The organism is Deinococcus roseus (genome assembly GCF_014646895.1).
Lineage (GTDB): Bacteria > Deinococcota > Deinococci > Deinococcales > Deinococcaceae > Deinococcus_C > Deinococcus_C roseus.
Map to the genome: position 1 here is coordinate 32001 of NZ_BMOD01000005.1, position 16641 is coordinate 48641.

The following is a 16641-nucleotide window of genomic DNA, read 5'->3' on the forward strand; positions in this document are numbered from 1 at the left end:
TCTTACTCTGTTGCCACCGTCTGGTCCACGGTTTGCGCAGCAGGAATGATCATTCTGAAGTGCTGGGCAGGATCCACCAGCAGTTCAGCCACACGGCGTGCAGCGCTGTGCTGTTCGCTCTTGATCAGGGCATCATGGTAATCCCCGAGCAGTTCGCGGATGTCGGCCATGCCGTTGGGGTTGAGGGGCAGCACCACCACGCTGGATCCTTTGGCCAGACGGCGCTTGAGGGCGGCGTCATCCAGGCCTTTGTCAGGGGCGTAGCGGGTGTAGATCACACCACCGGACATGCCAGAGCAGATCCAGGGACCGGGATCGCCCACCACCACTGCACGGCCTGCGGTCATGTACTCGAAAGCAAAGCCCTTGGCGTTGGCGCGGGTGGCGATCATGCCGAGGGAGTCGTCCACGGGTCCGCGCAGTTCTCCACCGAGCACCACATCAGCACCGGAGAGGCGCACACAGAAGCGGCTGTCGGCATTGCCTTGCAGCAGGAAACGTCCGCCGATGGCACCGTAGGCGAAGGATTTGCCCACAGAGCCGTCCACACGTTGCCCCTGGTGGTTTCTGCCTTTCAGCACGGTGATCTTGCCGCCGAGGGAGGATTTGCCCACGCCGTCCTGAGCACCACCATCCACCAGGATTTCCACGGGAGCGTTGTTGAAGGCGCCCAGTCCGTTTCCAGGGATGGATCCGGCTTCGAAGTGCAGCTTCACACGCTTGGTGTTGATCTTGGTTTTGCGTTGCAGGGTGCCGACCAGGTGGGTTCCCAGTGCGCGTTCGGTGCTGGCTACAGGACCATCACGGTAGATGATTTCCTCTTCGTCCAGAACGTCTGCAACCCAGTCAGAGACCATCTTGGTCATGTAGTTCAGGGGTTTGTGCACCACGCGGCGGCCCAGTTTGGCCCAGCCAGCGGGTTGCTCCACAGGGGAGAGCACGTCGGCCATGTCAAGCTCGTTGCCACCCATGTACTGCAGGAATTCGGTGCGTCCAACCAGTTCTTGCAGGCTGGAGAGGCCCAGGCTCGCCACAATCTTCTTCAGTTCTTCGCCGAGGGCGGTGTAGAAGGTGGTCAGGCGTTCGACTTCGCGCGGCAGTTCACGGGGCACCCAGCGCTTCATGTGGTGGGCGTCTGCCTGCTCTTTGGTTTCCACCTGGGTGGCGATGCCCACGTGACAGGTGTCCAGTTGACAGCCACGGCAGATCGTACAACCGATGGCGACCATGGAGAGGGTTCCGAAGCCAGTGCGGTTGGCACCGAGGGCCACCAGACGGGCCACGTCCTGGGCGGTTTTCACGCCACCGTCGGCCCAGAGTTCCACCTTGTCACGCATGCCAGCAGCGACCAGCATCTTGTGGGCCTGGCGCACCCCGAACTCGACGGGCATCCCGGCGTATTTCAGTGCGTGCATGCGGGCAGCACCGGTTCCGCCTTCAAAGCCGGAGAGGGTGATGATGTGGGCGCCTGCTTTGGCCACACCCAGAGCGATGGTGCCGACACCGGGAACCACGGGGATCTTCACGTCGATCTTGGCATTGGGGTTCACGGTCTTCAGCTCTTCGATGAGCTGCGCCAGGTCCTCAATGGAGTACACGTCGTGGTTGTTGGAGGGGCTGATCAGGTCCACGCCGGGAACAGCGTGACGGGCAGCAGCCACTTTGGCGGTCACTTTCTTGCCGGGGAGGTGTCCACCTTCTCCGGGCTTGGCACCCTGACCCACTTTGATTTCAATCACGGCGCAGGAGTTCAGCATTCTGGAAGACACACCGAAGCGTCCGGAAGCCACCTGCTGGCCACGCCAGTGGTTGAACTTGTTGACCATGTCGGGAATCTCTCCACCTTCACCGTTCATGGCGATGATGTTGAGGCGCTTGGCAGCTTCCACGTAAGCCCGGAAGGGGGTTTCGTTCTGCGAGCCGAAGCTCATGGCGCTGATCACGAAGGGCAGGGACTGGCCACCCACGGCGAGGTCCACGGTTTCGGGATCCACAGGCTGGGTGCCTTCGGGAGCGTTGAATTCCAGACGCTGGCGGGCAGCGAGGGGCATTTCGAGTTCCAGGGCCTTGATGCGTGCAGAGTAATCCTCGGCAGCAATTTCACCGTTGGAGAGCTGGAATGCCGCTTTGAACAGACGGGGGTTGAAACGCACATCGCGCTCCAGGTTGGCCTGTCCAGCCTGGAATTTCGAGAGGCGCTTCTTCAGGGTGGCTTCCAGTTCGGTCAGGCCGTAGCCTTTCTCTCTGGAGCCCCAGAAGTTGCGCACACCAATCTCGTTGGCGAGGTCGTCTTTCAGACCCAGGCTGGCGAAGATGTGGCCGTAGCCGCGCAGCTCATGGATGCCCATGGTGCTCATGACCTTCTCTGCACCCTTGGTCAGACCGCCAATCAGTTTGTCCTGGGCAGCTTCTTCAGGGTTGATGGCGTACATCAGGGTGGGTTCGACGCCCTCAGCACCAAGACCGACCAGCAGCACGATGTCGTGCAGATTGCGCACCTGTGCAGAGCGCACCACCAGACCGAGTTTGCGGCGCAGGGAGATGCCTTCCTCGTCGCGCAATTCGGACAGGGCTTTCTCCACAGAACCCACAGACAGGATGATGTCCAGGGCAGCTTCGCCGTTCTGGTACAGGCTGGTGTCGTCCACGACAATCAGGCCAGCGCCCTCTTTTGCAGCTTCCTGAGCAGCAGCTTTCAGGCGGGCCAGAGCGTCCTGGATGGACTCGTCCGCTTTCAGGCTGGGCACCACGAAGCTGGTTTTCAGCTCTGCTTCGAGGCTGGCAATGGTCAGGGTGCCGTGCTTTTTGGCCAGGGCCGCAGTGGGGGCCAGCACGGGGGTCAGCAGTTCAACGCTGTGACCTTCAGAGCTGCCGGGCAGGGGGCGGCGTCCGGTGATCAGGCGGGTGGAGAAGTGCTCGATTTCACGCTCGCGGTCAATGGCGGGGTTGGTCACCACGGCCACGGTTTCTTTGTAGAATTCCGCGAGGTTGGGCTTCTCTTCGCGCAGTGCGGGCATCTGACCGTCGAAGCCCAGAGAGGAGATGGGCTCCACGCCTTTTTCCACGATGGAATCGACGTAGTTCTCGTCCCATTTGTCCCAGCCGAAAGCGGCTTTCACGTTGGCAGGCAGTTCGGGGAGGGTCTGGTCTTTGGCTTCCCAGTGGGGGCCAGCAATGCGTTCACGGGCACCGGTCAGCTGGGCATTTTTGGCGTGCACACGTTCCAGGGTCAGGCGCTGCACGTTCTCGTTGGCGTAGATCTTGACGGACACGCCGGTTTCCACGATGGCCACGCACTTCTCTCCGGGAGAGAAAGGCTGGGGATCGGAAACCATGGTGCCGAGGGGAATCACACCGCGCTCGGAGGACCAGAAGTATTCCTTCTCGGTTTCACCGAACCACAGGGGACGCAGACCCAGAGCGTCCACGGAGAACACGCACTCGTTGCTGTAACGGGCGATGATGGCGGCAGGACCCTGGGCCAGAGGACCACCGGTCAGGCGCAGGCCCATGTAGGTGTCCTGCAGGGGAGCACTGAAGCCCTTGACCTCGTACAGGATGGGGGGGAACACGGATTCCAGGGCTTCCAGCAGGCTCAGGCCACGGGTGTTGATGTAGCCAGCCATCACGCGGTTGAGGTCCTGGGAATCAGATCCGCCCGTGAGGGGGATGTTCAGCAGGTTGCCTTCGCGGCGCAGGCGGTCAATGGTGTTGATTTCACCGTTGTGGGCCAGCATGGAGAAAGGCTGCACCTGCTCGAAGGTGGAGAGGGTATTGGTGGAGTAACGGTTGTGACCAATCGAGATCACAGACACGAACTCGGGCAGGTTCAGCTCGGGGTAGTAACGTCCCAGGATTTCTGCACTGCCACGCACCTTATATACAGTGGAGAAGCTGCTGAGGCTGACCACGTGCACAGGCTGGGATTTTTCCAGTTCCAGACCCAGAGCAAACAGTTTGGATTCGCGGTCCCAGGCGGCTTCGCCCTGCACCAGACCGGCCACCTGAATGAACACGGGTTCGGTCAGTTTGGCAATGGGTCCCAGTGCGGGGGTGTAGGTGTTGCCCTGGCGCTCCAGAAGGATCTGGGCGCCGTACTTGCTGCCAGCCACACGCAGGGCGTCCAGCAGCTCGCGGGGATTCTGGCCCTGGGGGATGAAAAAATGTCCAACAAAAAACTCGGGGGTGTAGGCCAGGTTCCCGTCGAGTTTGGAATCGATAAGGTAGGTTTCCCAGATTTTTCTGGGGATGTCGGTCTGGATGCCACATCCGTCACCTTCGCCGCGCACTTCACCACTGCGGTGGGCCATGGAGGCCAGTGCCTGGAGGGTGCGGACGATGTTTCCGTGGGTCGCTTCACCGGTTTTGCGGATGCTGGCAATCACACCGCAGGCGTCGTGCTCGATCTCGTCAAAGCTGCCCGGAAAGTCCGGTTCCAGTCTTTGACGCTCGGCCTGTCGGTACAGACTTTCAGAGTGATGCATATTCTTACCCGAGTGATTCATCGTTCCTCCTTAGGCGTAACGGGGGGTCTAATTTGTCTGGAGGCAACTGGGATCCTTGTGCTGAACAGGGGTTTGGAGCGTTGCTGCAGACTCGGTAGACTGCCATCAATGTGATTTATGATTATACACACGTGTCATTGGTACGCAAATCGCTTGCCTAGAAGCACATGCGCGATTTTGACGCCGCATTTGCTTCCCTGGCAAGCGAGGGAACCTCGGGGTTAGGTTGACTTTTTTACTTTAATACCTTTTGTGTGTGTGGGCAAGTAAAAAATCGTACGTTCTCTGGGGGTGACACCCTGGTGAAACCCCCGATTGGGTCAGAACTGACGCTATCATCGCGGTTTTTGTCTGTGACCGTCAAATTGCTATTAAGTGTGAAATATATTAAATTAGGGTATAAACTTCGTCGTTAAGGTCTGCATCATCGCGGAGGTAGTTCGTGGAAACGTTACGCGTATCCGGCAAATCTAGACCCAATGCAGTTGCGGGGGCCATTGCTGCTTTATTGCGCACCAAGGGAGAAGTCGAAGTGCAGGCCATTGGACCTGCCGCTGTCAACCAGGCAGTCAAAGCCATCGCAATCGCCCGGGGTTACATCCAGCCGGAAAATCTTGATCTCACCACCCAGCCTTCGTTTGTCAAACTGGAATTGGAAGACGAAGAGCGCACCGCTGTCCGCTTCGCCATCACTGGCGTGAAGACAGCCTGATTTCTGACCGCTGATTTTTGTCTCATCGCCACATGAACCGCTGCAGTTGATTTTTTCTGCTGACAACTGCCTCAAACTGTTTCCAGAAAGAAACAGCACAAATCACCTCCAGCGCCAGTTGCTGAAAAACAGCACATGGAACGTTTCAAAAGGTCAAAAAGTGCAAACGCTTGCACACCCTTGAAACCAGTACAATGGAGCGCTGGAGGTTTTATGTCATCCGTCAATCCTGCGCGAAATGCTGCAGTGCGAATTTTAAAGCAGGTGCTCGATGGTGCCTACGCTGCCCCTCTGCTGGACCAGACCCTGGCCCAGAAGTTCAGTTCTTCTGATGCTGGACTCTTGACCCATCTGGTGTACGGTACGGTGCGCCATGCCCAGACCCTGGAAAAGGCCTTGCTGCCCCACCTGAAAAAGAAACCCCAGAGGCAAACCTGGGTGATCCTGCTGCTGGGGGCCTTTGAGAAACTGATCCTGGGCACGGCACAACATGCCGTGGTCAACGAATACACCGAACTTGCCAAAAACCACGGTCCCCAGCTGGGGGGACTGGTCAATGCCGTGCTCAGAAAAGTCGAGCTTCCAGAAACCCTGGATTACAGCCTGCCAGACTGGCTCTTGAAAGCCTTTCAGCAAGCCTACCCCGGGCAGTGGCAGGAAGTGGTGGAAGACCTCCTCAAACCCAGTCCCCTGTGGCTGTGGCTCTCGGACAAAGGGGTCAGGCAACTGGAGGAAGAAGAAGCCCTGGTGGAACGTGGATTTGGCCAGATTGATAAGGTGGTGCTCTCCCGTTCGCTCAGAAAGACCAAAGCCTATCAGAAAGGCCAGGCCCAGCCCATCAACCCTGCCTCTTACAGCGTGGTGGAAGCCCTGGGCGAGGTCATGAACAAAGAGGTGCTGGATCTGGCTGGAGGGACCGGCATCAAAGCGGCTTTTCTGGCCAAAAAAGGAGCCAGGGTCACCAGTGTGGACCTTGATCCCAGAAAAGCCGAGCAGGGCAAACAGAATGCAGAGCGTCTGGGCCAGAAGGTCAACTTCAAAACCGCAGACCTCAGAACCCCGGGAGACCTGGGCACCTACTCAAAGGTCTTGCTCGATGCGCCTTGCACTGGCTCGGGCACCCTCAGAACCCACCCGGAAATCAAATTGCGCATTACCCCGGAATACGCACGGGAAATGGCTGCTTTGCAAAAAAGCCTCCTGGAAGAAAGCAGCAAATTTGTGGCCAGTGGGGGAGAACTGGTGTACAGCGTGTGCAGCATCCTGCCACAGGAAGCCGAGGAGGTCATTTCCAGCTTTCTGGAAAAGCATCCCGATTTCGAGGTTCAGGTCCCTGAATTGATGGTGCCTTCCCTCAAAACCGCCCAGGGCACCCGCACCCTGCCCATCAATGGTGTGGATGGTTTTTTTGTGTCCCGCCTCCTTAAGGTAAAGTGATCGCTGATGAGTGAAGAGCACAACAACCCCCAACTGCTGGACAACCTCACCATGCTGGGCCGCAAAGTCTCAGACAGCGGCGGCAAGCTGGAGGTCTTTCCCGCTCCCCAGAGCAAGAACCTCAAAGAAGTCACCTTATATACAGAGGAGATCTACGCCCACTGTCCTGTGACCGGGCAGCCTGACTTCTACAGCTGCAAACTGACCTACCTCCCAGATGAGACCTGCGTGGAAAGCAAGAGCGTCAAGCTGTATTTCCAGGGCCTCCGGGATGCGGGCATTTTCTGCGAGCACCTCTCTGACAAGATCGCCAGAGATTTCTTTGAAGCCCTGCAACCCCATGGGGTGCGGGTGGAACTCGTTCAGCGTCCCAGAGGGGGCATCAGCATCACTGCAGTCAGTGAACTGAAACGCTGAACATTGATGGCGTTGCTGCCCGGACTGGACTTCTCTGGAGGTCCAGTTTTTTGTTGGACGTTCTGGAATGACCCTGCTGCCTGAACTGCACCTGTGCATTCCCCGGTTTTCCCTTATAAAAATCATCTCAGATTAAAGGAGGCTTCAAACTGAGCTGCCATACTGGCAGTGAGGGCCTGAAGGTTCATCTTCCAGACAGGCCAGCAGAAGGAGACAGGATGAAAAACGATCACATGGGCTCCGTCACCACTGTATTTAAAGAATTGAATCAGGCCAGAAGGGCCATCTTGCAAATGATTGAAGCTGGAATTCCTGCAGGATACATTTCACTGGTCATTCCAGAGCGCCTGCAGCAAACCGTGCTGGCTGGTATTGGCACCGAATTTCCCACCCACTGCATTTATCCACTGGCTGGACATTGCGCCACAGGTCTTTTTGCAGACAGGCTGCAAAGAGCAGGGGGTTCCAGTGGTGAACAGCTCCAGCTTCTGAAGGCCCTGCAAACCCTGGGTTACGCCCCGGAGGAAGCAGGCTTTTACAGCATGATGCTGCAAGATGCTGTTTTGATGGTGGTGGTGCTGGCAGACACCAGCATCCAGCTGTCCCGTGCTCAGGGTCTGGCCCGCCAGCATGAAGGCATCGTTTTCCACCGGGAAAGAGACCCCGAAGAGCAGAACCTGCCCCGTCCCAGCCAGATGCTGTAACAGCCATCTGGAAGCCTGGAAACCCCCATAAACACGGGATTTCTTGACTTTTTCTGAGCAAGGTGCTAGACTCCCTGTTGCGCCGGAGTGGCGGAATTGGTAGACGCACTCGACTCAAAATCGAGCGGGAAACCGTAGGGGTTCGAGTCCCCTCCCCGGCACCACATTTGGAGGCACACATGCAGACCATCGTTTACATCCTTTACATCCTCGCTGCCCTTGGGGTGGTTCTGTTTGTGCTGCTGCAAACCCCCAAGCAATCCGGTCTGTCCAGTGGCATGGGCGGCGGCTCTGACCTCTTTGGAGGCAAAGGTTATGAAGGTGGCCTGATCCGCCTGAGCAGCATTTGCGGTGGCCTGTTCATTGTGCTGGCCCTGGTGCTGAACTTCATTTCCAAATAAAGCACTTCTGATCGCTGAAACACCAGACCACCCGCAAGGGTGGTTTTTGCATGTGGTCTTTGCATGTGGTCTTTGCCATGTCTGGCTTTGCACCAGAAGGCACATGGTTTGCAAGCGGGGAAATGCATTTGAATTTGTGTTGTTTTTACACCCCATCAACCACAGAGGGATGGGCCACTGCTTGAAGTGCTGGAGTGAAAAAAAGGCAGGTTGTTGCACCGGGTCTTTTTCGTGTTAAGATGGGCCCCGAAACAACTTGTCTGCTGTGTATACATTTCAGGAAATCCTGTTATGATGATCGGAAGTGCTGCTCAAACACTTCAATCACTGCAAGCAAAAGTAGGAGGAATCATGGCTGCAACCAGCGACGTCTTGCTGGCTGTTAATAACCTCAAGACGTACTTTTTCACGGATGAAGGGGTCGTCAAGAGCGTGGATGGGGTGACCTTCCACATCAACAAAGGTGAAACCCTCGCTGTCGTGGGTGAATCGGGATCAGGCAAGTCTGTCACCAGCCTGTCCATCATGCGACTCATTCAAAGCCCTCCCGGCAAAATTGTGGAAGGGGAAATCCTCTTCACGGGCAAAGACCAGTCCAGAAGAGACCTGACCAAACTGGATGAAGCGTCCATGCGCAAGATCCGTGGAAACGACATCTCCATGATCTTCCAGGAGCCCATGACCAGCCTGAACCCTGTATATACCATCGGGGACCAGATCGCAGAAGCCGTGATGCTGCACCAAGCCAAAAACCGCAAGGATGCCATGGAAGTGGCTGTGCAGATGCTGGAATTTGTGGGCATTCCTGCCGCCAGAAAACGGGTCAATGAATACCCCCACCAGATGTCCGGGGGCATGCGTCAGCGTGTGATGATCGCCATGGCCCTGAGCTGCAACCCTGCCCTCCTGATCGCAGATGAGCCCACCACAGCGCTGGACGTGACCATCCAGGCCCAGATTCTGGACCTGATGCGCAAACTGCAACGCGAGATTGGCATGAGCATCCTGTTCATCACCCACAACCTGGGTGTGGTGGCAGAAATGGCTGACCGTGTGGTGGTGATGTACGGAGGCCGTGTGGTGGAAGAAGGGGATGTGGTGGAGATCTTCAAAGCCCCCAAACACCCTTACACCATGGGACTGCTCAACTCCATTCCCCGTGTGGACTACCAGTCTGAAGACACCGGGGTCAAACGCAAACTGGAAGCCATCCCTGGCAATGTGCCCAACCCCCTGAGGTTGCCCCCCGGATGTGCATTTGCACCCCGCTGCAAATTCATGGTGGAAGACTGCAACAAAGCTGTGCCTCCGCTGGAAGACACCGGGAACGGCCACATGTCCCGTTGCATCCGCTGGAGAGAAATATGACCCAGAAACCTGCCTTTCAGAAAGACATGAGCTTCACAGAAAAAGACCAGCCTTTGCTGGAAGTCAAAAACCTGCAAAAATACTTCCCCATCCGTGGTGGCATCCTGTCCCGTGTGGTGGCGAACGTCAAAGCTGTGGACGATGTGTCCTTCAGCCTGAGCCGTGGAGAAGTGGTGGGTCTGGTGGGTGAATCTGGCTCTGGCAAGACCACGGTGGGCCGCAGCCTGCTGCGCCTGATTGAACCCTCTGGTGGTGAGGTGAAATTTGAAGGCGTGGACATCACCAAACTGTCCAAAGCCCAGATGCGCGAGTACCGCAAGAAGATGCAGATCATCTTCCAGGATCCTTTCGCTTCTTTGAACCCCCGCATGACTGTGGCCGACATCATCGGTGAGGCCCTGCAGATCCACCACATTGGCACCCCCCAGGAGCGCACCGAACGTGTGGGTGCCTTGCTGAAACGTGTGGGCTTGCTCCCCGAGCACATGCGCCGCTACCCCCATGAGTTCTCCGGGGGTCAGCGTCAGCGCATCGGGATTGCCCGTGCACTGGCCGTTGACCCGAGCTTCATCGTGGCAGACGAGCCTGTTTCTGCACTGGACGTGTCCATCCAGGCACAGGTGGTCAACCTGATTCAGGACCTGCAAAAGGAAATGAACCTGACCGTGCTGTTCATTGCGCACGACCTGGCCGTGGTGGAATACATCTGTGACCGGGTGATCGTGATGTACCTGGGCCGCATCATGGAAATTGCCACCAGCCGCGAACTGTACCTGAATCCCAAGCACCCTTATACCGAGGCGCTGCTGAGTGCTGCTCCCATTCCCGATCCCACGGTGAAACGGGACCGCATCATTCTGGAAGGGGACATTCCCAGCCCCATCAACCCCCCCAGTGGCTGTGTGTTCCGCACCCGCTGCCGGTATGCCATTGCTGAATGCGCCAACAAAGTGCCTGAACTGCGTGAAGTCGCTCCGGGCCATTTCAAGGCATGCATCCGCGATGACATTCTTTAAACATCACAATCAGCAGAAAACATGGTCAGGGGGGGATTTTCCTTCCCTGTTTTTTGTTGTTTCATGATCACTTGTTCATTGCTGGTTCATTGCTGGATTCGTCTGAATCGTTGTGCCACTGCACTGGAGCTCAAGGGGGCTTTAATTGTGGGTGATTGACACAGTTCTTCAGGTGAAATACAGTTACACTTCTGTTGTGATTCAGCAGCACCTCGGAACCATCAACGGCATCCCAGTGACGGGCAAAGTACAGATGCTTGGACAGGAAGGCAGCATGCAAATTGTTGCAGGAGAAATCTTCCTTCCAGAAGGCGAAAAGCTGGAAGCGCTCAAGCAAGCCTACTACTGGGTTTACACTGGCCCCTGCACCGACATGAACCAGCACATTCGCCACATCCGGGTGAGAACCCGCGTATCTTTCGTGCCCACCCGCAACAACTCGCTGGTGTTCCACAGCCTGGAAGAAGCCGAACCCCTTGCCCTGCTCCTGAACTGAACAACCCAAAGCCGTTTTAGATTGTCCCCGGGCCCTGTCTCGGGGATGTTTGTTGCCTTAAGAATCTTCACATCAGTCTGAAAAAGCGACTTTTGTTGTCAGGAAGCCAGGTTTCTGTATACACTGACTTCAAAACCGCTGGACTGCTCTACAGATGTGCCCCCAGACATCAAAAAGGACCAAGCATGATCCCAGAGCAAAGGACACTCTCGCAGCTTCCCCTCACCCAGGTCTTGCATGCCCTGCCAGAACCTGCGTGGCTGGCCTCTGCAGATGGTCTGGAGTGCATTTACAACCACAAGCTGACCGAAACTTTTCCGGTGGTTCAGCAATCCAGGGCAGAACAGCAAAACCTGCTGCATCCAGAAGACCGGGCAATGTTGCAGCAACTCTTTGCGGCAGGGTTTCAGGGCCAGCAGGAATTCAGGGTGAGCTTCAGGGTCAGGCAGGACACGGATCTTGCAGGAACCAACCTGTACCAATGGCATCAGGTGCAGGTGAACCCTGTGCTGGATCAGCATCAGGTGCTGGCCTGGCTGGGCATTGTGCGACCTCTGGACCAGACCCGCGATGTGCTGGAAGCCCTGTTTGAACATGCTCCGGTGGGCATGGCTTTGCTGGATCCAGGGTACCGCCTGCAGATGATCAATCCCAAACTGACCGAACGCACCCGCTACACCCGGGACGAATACCTGAAGTCCCATCTGGGAGAATTGTTTCCTGACACGTTCCAGCAGGTCAGGCCCCTGATTGATCAGGTGCTCAGCAGTGGGGAACAGCTGGAACCCATGGCCTTCCAGAGCCTTTATCCTCCCGAGGGCCAGCCAGCACCACACTGGCAGATCACCTATTTCCCGGTGAAAACCCGGGATGGGCGCATGCTGGGGGTGGGCAGCCTGACCGAAAACATCTCGGCGCGCAAGGAGGCCGAGCAACAATTGCAGGAAAGCCGGGAGTTTTTGCGGCGCATCACCGAAGCCGTGCCAGCGGTGATCAGCCTGCGGGATGTGGAAACGGGCAAGACCCTGTTTTCCAACAATTACGCTGCATCGGTGATCGGGTATGCACTGTCTGAACTGGAAGCCATGACTGAGACAGAACTCATCCAGTTGTTTCCTGCAGAAGAACGGGCAGACACCTACCAGCATTACCAGACCATTCCTGACCTCGCAGAAGGCGAGGTGCGTGAAAGGGAATTTCGCATCAGGCACAAGAATGGCCAGTGGCGCTGGATTTATGGCAAGACCACCATTTTTACCAGAGACGCCCAGGGCAAAGCCCTCAGTGCCCTCAGTGCCAGCCTGGACATCACCGAACGCAAAGAATTTGAGGTGGCCCTCAAGCACAGCGAGCAGCAATTGATTCGCCTGATGGAAGCCCAGAAACGTTTTGTGTCAGAAGCCTCCCATGAAATCAAAACCCCTCTGGCAGGCATTCAGGGCAATTTAGAGGTTCTGCTGCGTTATGCGGACATCCCAGAAGAAGAAAAACGGGAAATCCTGCAGGACTGTCACCGGGAAGCCACCCGTCTGGGACGGCTGGTGCAGGATTTGCTGGGCATGGCTCGCGGCAACACCGACCTGCAAATGATCGAAGACGATGTGCGGCTGGAGGGAATGGTGCAGGACACTTTCCGCGAGCTGGAACGCACCCGGGGAAACCGCCAAATTCGCCTGGGAGAGGTGGAGCCCTGTCTGGTGCTGGGAGACCCGGACCGCCTCAAGCAACTGCTGGTGATCTTGATCAGCAATGCCATCAAATACACCCCAGCTGGAGGTCAGGTCACCTTGCAGCTGAAACGGCAGGGCCATCAAGCAGAGATTCGTGTCTCTGACACCGGGATTGGTATTGGCAAAGAAGACCTCAAGCATGTTTTTGAGCGTTTTTACCGGGCAGATCTCTCCCATCAGGGAATTGAGGATCCTGGCGGTTCGGGACTGGGTCTGTCCATTGCCCGCTGGATTGTGGAAGAACACAAAGGCCACATTCACCTGGAAAGCGAACTGGGCAAAGGCACCACTGCTGTTGTCACCTTCCCCCTGATCGGATGAAAGGTAAACTGAGAACATCTCATCCCGGGGGAGCACATGACCATTGCAGAAAACACATCTGAAAGGCTCAGGGTTCATCTTCAGCAGGTGCAGGATTTGATTCAGCGGTTGCGGGGCACTTACAACCTGCTGACCACTGTCAGTTCAATTGGAGGGTTTCTGGCCACCGCCATTGCCACCTACGCTGCTGTCAAACAGGGGGCCATTGTGGGAGAAGGCAAAACCGGCTGGAGCCTCACCTGTGGCGCTGTGGGGCTTCTGACCCTGCTCAGCACCCTCTGCACCACCATGATCCAGCAGGCCCGGCTCACCGAACGCATCACCACCGCGGAAGCCTGTGCCGGGCAGCTCAGGGCGGTCAGCAAGGGCCTCAGGAACAACCGCCACACCGAGCAGGAGGCCAGGGAAGAGCTGGAAGATTTGAAAGAACAGCACCCTGAGCTGCTGAGGTCGAGTCCAGTCACCTGAAGGTTTTTCTCATGCCAACAGCATGATCCTCACCGTGCAGTTTCTATGCTGAAAACATGAAAAAACACATTTTGACCCTGCTGGTCCTGTCAGGCGCAGCGCAGGCTGCCGACTACCGCATTTACCCCACATTCAGCGAGGTTCTGGAGCAGGTGACCCCGCAAAACGGGCAGTACACCTTCACCATTGACCAGAACGACCTCTGTCAGGTGTTTCCCAGTTCCATTGGCCTGAAAAATGCAGAGGTGGAATCTTACCTGGTCACCACCCGCACAGTGCCCTGGCTGTCCCAGTTGCAAGGAAAACGGGTGGCCGTGAAAGACAGCTATGGGGTGCATCCCGCCATCGTTGTGCGCATTGAGGGTCAGGTTCTGCTGGTGCAGGACGAGGTGACAAAGCGCTACTACACCACCACCGCTGCATCACTGGAATTTTTTGAGGCCCCCTCCACCTTTCAGGACCAGACCGAGGTGGCCTACCAGTTTCAACTGGGTCAGACCGACCAGCCAGAACTGCATTACCTGACCGGAGCTGTGACCTGGAAACCGCTGTATGCCCTGGAGGTGGAAGGCGACAGCGCCACCCTGCGTGCCTGGGCTGAGGTTTCCAACCAGACCGCAAAAACCCTCAAGGTGGACCATGCAGACCTGTTCGGGGGAGATGTGAACCGACCTGCCCAGAAGTTCCCGAGCTGTGGAGGGTATGCGCCGCAGGCCTATTACAACAAAGCATACGACGGACTGGCAGACATGGCCGCAGCGCCCATCGTGGCCCAGGAAGCGGTCTCGGTGCCCCAGGCCACAGCTGGAGGCATTTACAAATACGAGGTGAGCAAGGTGTTTGAGGTTCCCTCCAGAGCCACCTATGCCTTGCCCTTGCAGGATGCAGATGTTCCGGAAGTCAAACGGGTGCTGACCCACATCCAGAACTTTTCTTATGGCAACCAGAAAGGCTTGCTGGACCGGGTGTACCGTTTTGAAGCCCCTGAATTCCTGCTGGGGGGTCAATTCACAGTGCGAGATGAGGACTTCTTCATAGGGGAAAGTGTGATTGCCCATGCTGCCAAAGGCAAGGAGCTCTCTGTGCAGGTGGGCAGTGCTCCCGAAGTCACTTACGATCGCACCATTCAGATGCTTTCCCAGGAACGGGTGGAGGTGAACAACCTGGACCGCATCCGCGAGGTTTATCTGGTCACTGTGGTCCTCAAAAGCTTCAAAGATGCCCCGGTGAACGTGGAATATCAAGAAAGCATGAATGCTCTGGGCAGAACCTGGGTGGTGCTGGAAGATCAGGGAAAAGTGGTCAGAGAGAACAATTTTGGATACCAGGGAATTTTGCAGCCAGAAGAAGAAAAAACCCTGCAATTCAAACTGCAAACCGAGAGACCTTACTGATTTCTGATCTGGCCATGAGCAGCGGGTGAAATCCAACCTTAATTCAACCTGAAGCAGATTGTGTATCCAACTTCACGATGGCTGGTTAAGCTGACCTCATGAAAAGATTTGCACTGATTGCCCTGGGCCTGCTGGCCTCTGCACAAGCCGCCGATTTGCGCATTTACCCCGGATTCGCAGAAATCCGTGAAAACGTTCAGGTGAGCGAAAACTACACCCTGAACCTGCCCATTGAACATTTTGCCCAGATCCTTCCAGGCAGCCTGACCCTGGAAGGTCTGGATGTGCTGAACCAGACCAGTCGCCAGGTGATCAGTTCCCTGGAAGGCCAGAAGGTGCTGGTGCAAAAAGGCAATGAAACCATCGAAGCCGAAGTGATCCGTGCAGAAGACTTCCTGCTGAAAGACCTCAAAACCGGACGTTACTTTTACGGTGATCCCCGCAGCATCGAGTATCTGAGTGTTCCCCAGCTTCCCAGCTATCAGGTGGATTTCCTGGTCTCCAGACCAGGCAAAGGCACCCTCAGTTACCTGACCCAGGGCATCACCTGGAATCCCCGTTACAACCTCAACATCACCGATGCCGGGCACACCTTTGCCGCCTGGGCAGACATCACCAACAACACGGGACGCAAACTGACCGTGGACAACACCGAACTGTTCGGGGGAGATGTCAACCTCAACCAGAGCTACAACCCCCCCATGCCCATGGTCCGGGAAGGTGCAGCCATGATGGACAAGTCCACCGCCAATGAAATCCAGGCACAGGGCGAAGCAGGCGGTCTTTACCGTTACGACCTCTCTCAGCCTTTCACCCTGGCGGCCAATGGCACCTACACCCTGCCTTTCGTGAAACCCCAGACCAAAGTCACCCCTTATCTGGCAGCCAACACCTACTTCTACCCCCAGACCACCGAGGGCAACCTGAGCCGCATGTACAAATTCACCAGCAGCGAATTCCTGCCCAGAGGCACCATCACCGTGCGGGAAGATGGCCGCATCCTTGGACAGGCCCAGGTCCCTGACCTGACCGCCGACAGGGAAACCCTGCTGAACCTGGGCAGAGACGCCGATGTCAGCTTCAAACGGGATGTCAAAACCGTTTCCCAGAACGACAGCAAGGCCGTTTACAACGTCACCCTCACCCTGAAGAACAACAAGAAACGCGCCGTGCAGGCCCAGTTCAAAGACATGCTCTCTGGCAAGTTCGAGATCAAGGGCAATGTCAAAGCCACCACCGAAGGTGTGCTGGTCGAACCCAAACTGAACGCTGGCGAGAAACGCACCTACACCTACACCATCACCCAGATCTACAAGTAACCAGATCCACAAGTACAAAGCAGAAAGCCGAGAGCCAGGAGCGCAGAGCCGAGTGCTAAAGGCATACAGCGGAAAGCAGAAGCATAACTTGCCTTCTGCTTTCCGATTTTTCTGTTGCCAGGATGCCCTGGTTTCATGCCCGACGCAGGGGTTTTCTGGATGTGCGTTTGGAGGGTCTGGTTCCGAACCATGTGCTGAACCAGGACGATGCTCCTCGAAGGGATGGGGCTGGTTCATCCTGCTGGTGCTGGCTTTCTTGCTGGATGGTTTTCTGGACGGCTTGCAGGGCGAGGTAATTCTGGGATTCAAACATGGTGCATCTCCTTCTGAATCCAGATTGGGGTCTCCGGTGG

At 56.6% G+C, this 16641-nt stretch carries 14 protein-coding genes and 1 tRNA gene; 13 read left to right on the top strand and 2 right to left on the bottom strand.

Annotated elements, in window-relative coordinates; translation table 11 throughout:
- Nucleotides 1-2: 2 nt before the first annotated feature.
- Complete coding sequence (locus tag IEY52_RS08800; RefSeq protein ID WP_189002313.1) at nt 3-4484, bottom strand: glutamate synthase-related protein; 4482 nt, start codon at nt 4482-4484, stop codon at nt 3-5.
- 463 nt (nt 4485-4947) lie between these two features.
- Here IEY52_RS08800 and IEY52_RS08805 point away from each other — a divergent pair, with 463 nt between their 5' ends.
- From IEY52_RS08805 to IEY52_RS08865, 13 genes are all read left to right on the top strand, one after another.
- Nucleotides 4948-5217, top strand: coding sequence for a stage V sporulation protein S (locus tag IEY52_RS08805; protein ID WP_034337686.1), 270 nt, complete (start codon nt 4948-4950; stop codon nt 5215-5217).
- Between the two features lie 213 nt (nt 5218-5430).
- Nucleotides 5431-6654, top strand: a complete 1224-nt coding sequence (locus IEY52_RS08810) for a transcription antitermination factor NusB (protein WP_189002314.1) — start codon at nt 5431-5433, stop codon at nt 6652-6654.
- Nucleotides 6655-6660: 6 nt separating this feature from the next.
- Nucleotides 6661-7071 carry a preQ(1) synthase gene (gene queF, locus IEY52_RS08815; protein WP_189002315.1) on the top strand — a complete coding sequence of 137 codons (411 nt, stop codon included), beginning with the start codon at nt 6661-6663 and terminating at the stop codon, nt 7069-7071.
- 218 nt (nt 7072-7289) lie between these two features.
- On the top strand, nt 7290-7775 hold the full coding sequence (locus IEY52_RS08820; protein WP_189002316.1) for a hypothetical protein: 486 nt from the start codon (nt 7290-7292) through the stop codon (nt 7773-7775).
- A gap of 81 nt (nt 7776-7856) precedes the next feature.
- Nucleotides 7857-7939: transfer RNA gene (locus IEY52_RS08825), tRNA-Leu, on the top strand.
- A gap of 15 nt (nt 7940-7954) precedes the next feature.
- Nucleotides 7955-8176, top strand: coding sequence for a preprotein translocase subunit SecG (secG, locus tag IEY52_RS08830; protein ID WP_189002317.1), 222 nt, complete (start codon nt 7955-7957; stop codon nt 8174-8176).
- Between the two features lie 351 nt (nt 8177-8527).
- Complete coding sequence (locus IEY52_RS08835; RefSeq protein ID WP_189002318.1) at nt 8528-9544, top strand: ABC transporter ATP-binding protein; 1017 nt, start codon at nt 8528-8530, stop codon at nt 9542-9544.
- The gene (locus IEY52_RS08840; protein WP_308425001.1) at nt 9541-10560 is read left to right on the top strand and encodes an ABC transporter ATP-binding protein; all 1020 of its coding nucleotides are present in this window, start codon (nt 9541-9543) and stop codon (nt 10558-10560) included. Before IEY52_RS08835 ends, IEY52_RS08840 begins: the two co-directional genes overlap by 4 nt.
- 196 nt (nt 10561-10756) lie before the next feature.
- A complete protein-coding gene (locus IEY52_RS08845) occupies nt 10757-11056 on the top strand; it encodes a hypothetical protein (RefSeq protein WP_189002319.1) in 300 nt (99 codons plus the stop codon).
- A 185-nt stretch (nt 11057-11241) separates the two neighbouring features.
- Nucleotides 11242-13107 (top strand): PAS domain-containing sensor histidine kinase, encoded by a 1866-nt coding sequence (locus tag IEY52_RS08850; protein WP_189002320.1) that lies wholly within the window; start codon nt 11242-11244, stop codon nt 13105-13107.
- Nucleotides 13108-13143: 36 nt separating this feature from the next.
- Nucleotides 13144-13575, top strand: coding sequence for a hypothetical protein (locus IEY52_RS08855; protein ID WP_189002321.1), 432 nt, complete (start codon nt 13144-13146; stop codon nt 13573-13575).
- A gap of 56 nt (nt 13576-13631) precedes the next feature.
- Nucleotides 13632-14969 (top strand): hypothetical protein, encoded by a 1338-nt coding sequence (locus IEY52_RS08860; protein WP_189002322.1) that lies wholly within the window; start codon nt 13632-13634, stop codon nt 14967-14969.
- 98 nt (nt 14970-15067) lie between these two features.
- Nucleotides 15068-16288, top strand: coding sequence for a DUF4139 domain-containing protein (locus IEY52_RS08865; protein WP_189002323.1), 1221 nt, complete (start codon nt 15068-15070; stop codon nt 16286-16288).
- 133 nt (nt 16289-16421) lie between these two features.
- On the opposite strand, the gene IEY52_RS08870 is transcribed toward IEY52_RS08865, so the two are convergent.
- Complete coding sequence (locus IEY52_RS08870) at nt 16422-16601, bottom strand: hypothetical protein (protein WP_189002324.1); 180 nt, start codon at nt 16599-16601, stop codon at nt 16422-16424.
- Nucleotides 16602-16641: the final 40 nt, after the last annotated feature.

Excerpts from the sequence above, each read along its gene's own strand:
- IEY52_RS08855 (WP_189002321.1), top strand. The coding sequence starts at position 13,144 with ATGACCATTGCAGAAAACACATCTGAAAGGCTCAGGGTTCATCTTCAG.
- IEY52_RS08850 (WP_189002320.1), top strand. The coding sequence starts at position 11,242 with ATGATCCCAGAGCAAAGGACACTCTCGCAGCTTCCCCTCACCCAGGTC.
- secG (WP_189002317.1), top strand. The coding sequence starts at position 7,955 with ATGCAGACCATCGTTTACATCCTTTACATCCTCGCTGCCCTTGGGGTG.
- IEY52_RS08810 (WP_189002314.1), top strand. The coding sequence starts at position 5,431 with ATGTCATCCGTCAATCCTGCGCGAAATGCTGCAGTGCGAATTTTAAAG.
- IEY52_RS08870 (WP_189002324.1), bottom strand. The coding sequence starts at position 16,601 with ATGTTTGAATCCCAGAATTACCTCGCCCTGCAAGCCGTCCAGAAAACC.
- IEY52_RS08800 (WP_189002313.1), bottom strand. The coding sequence starts at position 4,484 with ATGCATCACTCTGAAAGTCTGTACCGACAGGCCGAGCGTCAAAGACTG.
- IEY52_RS08865 (WP_189002323.1), top strand. The coding sequence starts at position 15,068 with ATGAAAAGATTTGCACTGATTGCCCTGGGCCTGCTGGCCTCTGCACAA.
- IEY52_RS08860 (WP_189002322.1), top strand. The coding sequence starts at position 13,632 with ATGAAAAAACACATTTTGACCCTGCTGGTCCTGTCAGGCGCAGCGCAG.
- queF (WP_189002315.1), top strand. The coding sequence starts at position 6,661 with ATGAGTGAAGAGCACAACAACCCCCAACTGCTGGACAACCTCACCATG.
- IEY52_RS08840 (WP_308425001.1), top strand. The coding sequence starts at position 9,541 with ATGACCCAGAAACCTGCCTTTCAGAAAGACATGAGCTTCACAGAAAAA.
- IEY52_RS08820 (WP_189002316.1), top strand. The coding sequence starts at position 7,290 with ATGAAAAACGATCACATGGGCTCCGTCACCACTGTATTTAAAGAATTG.
- IEY52_RS08835 (WP_189002318.1), top strand. The coding sequence starts at position 8,528 with ATGGCTGCAACCAGCGACGTCTTGCTGGCTGTTAATAACCTCAAGACG.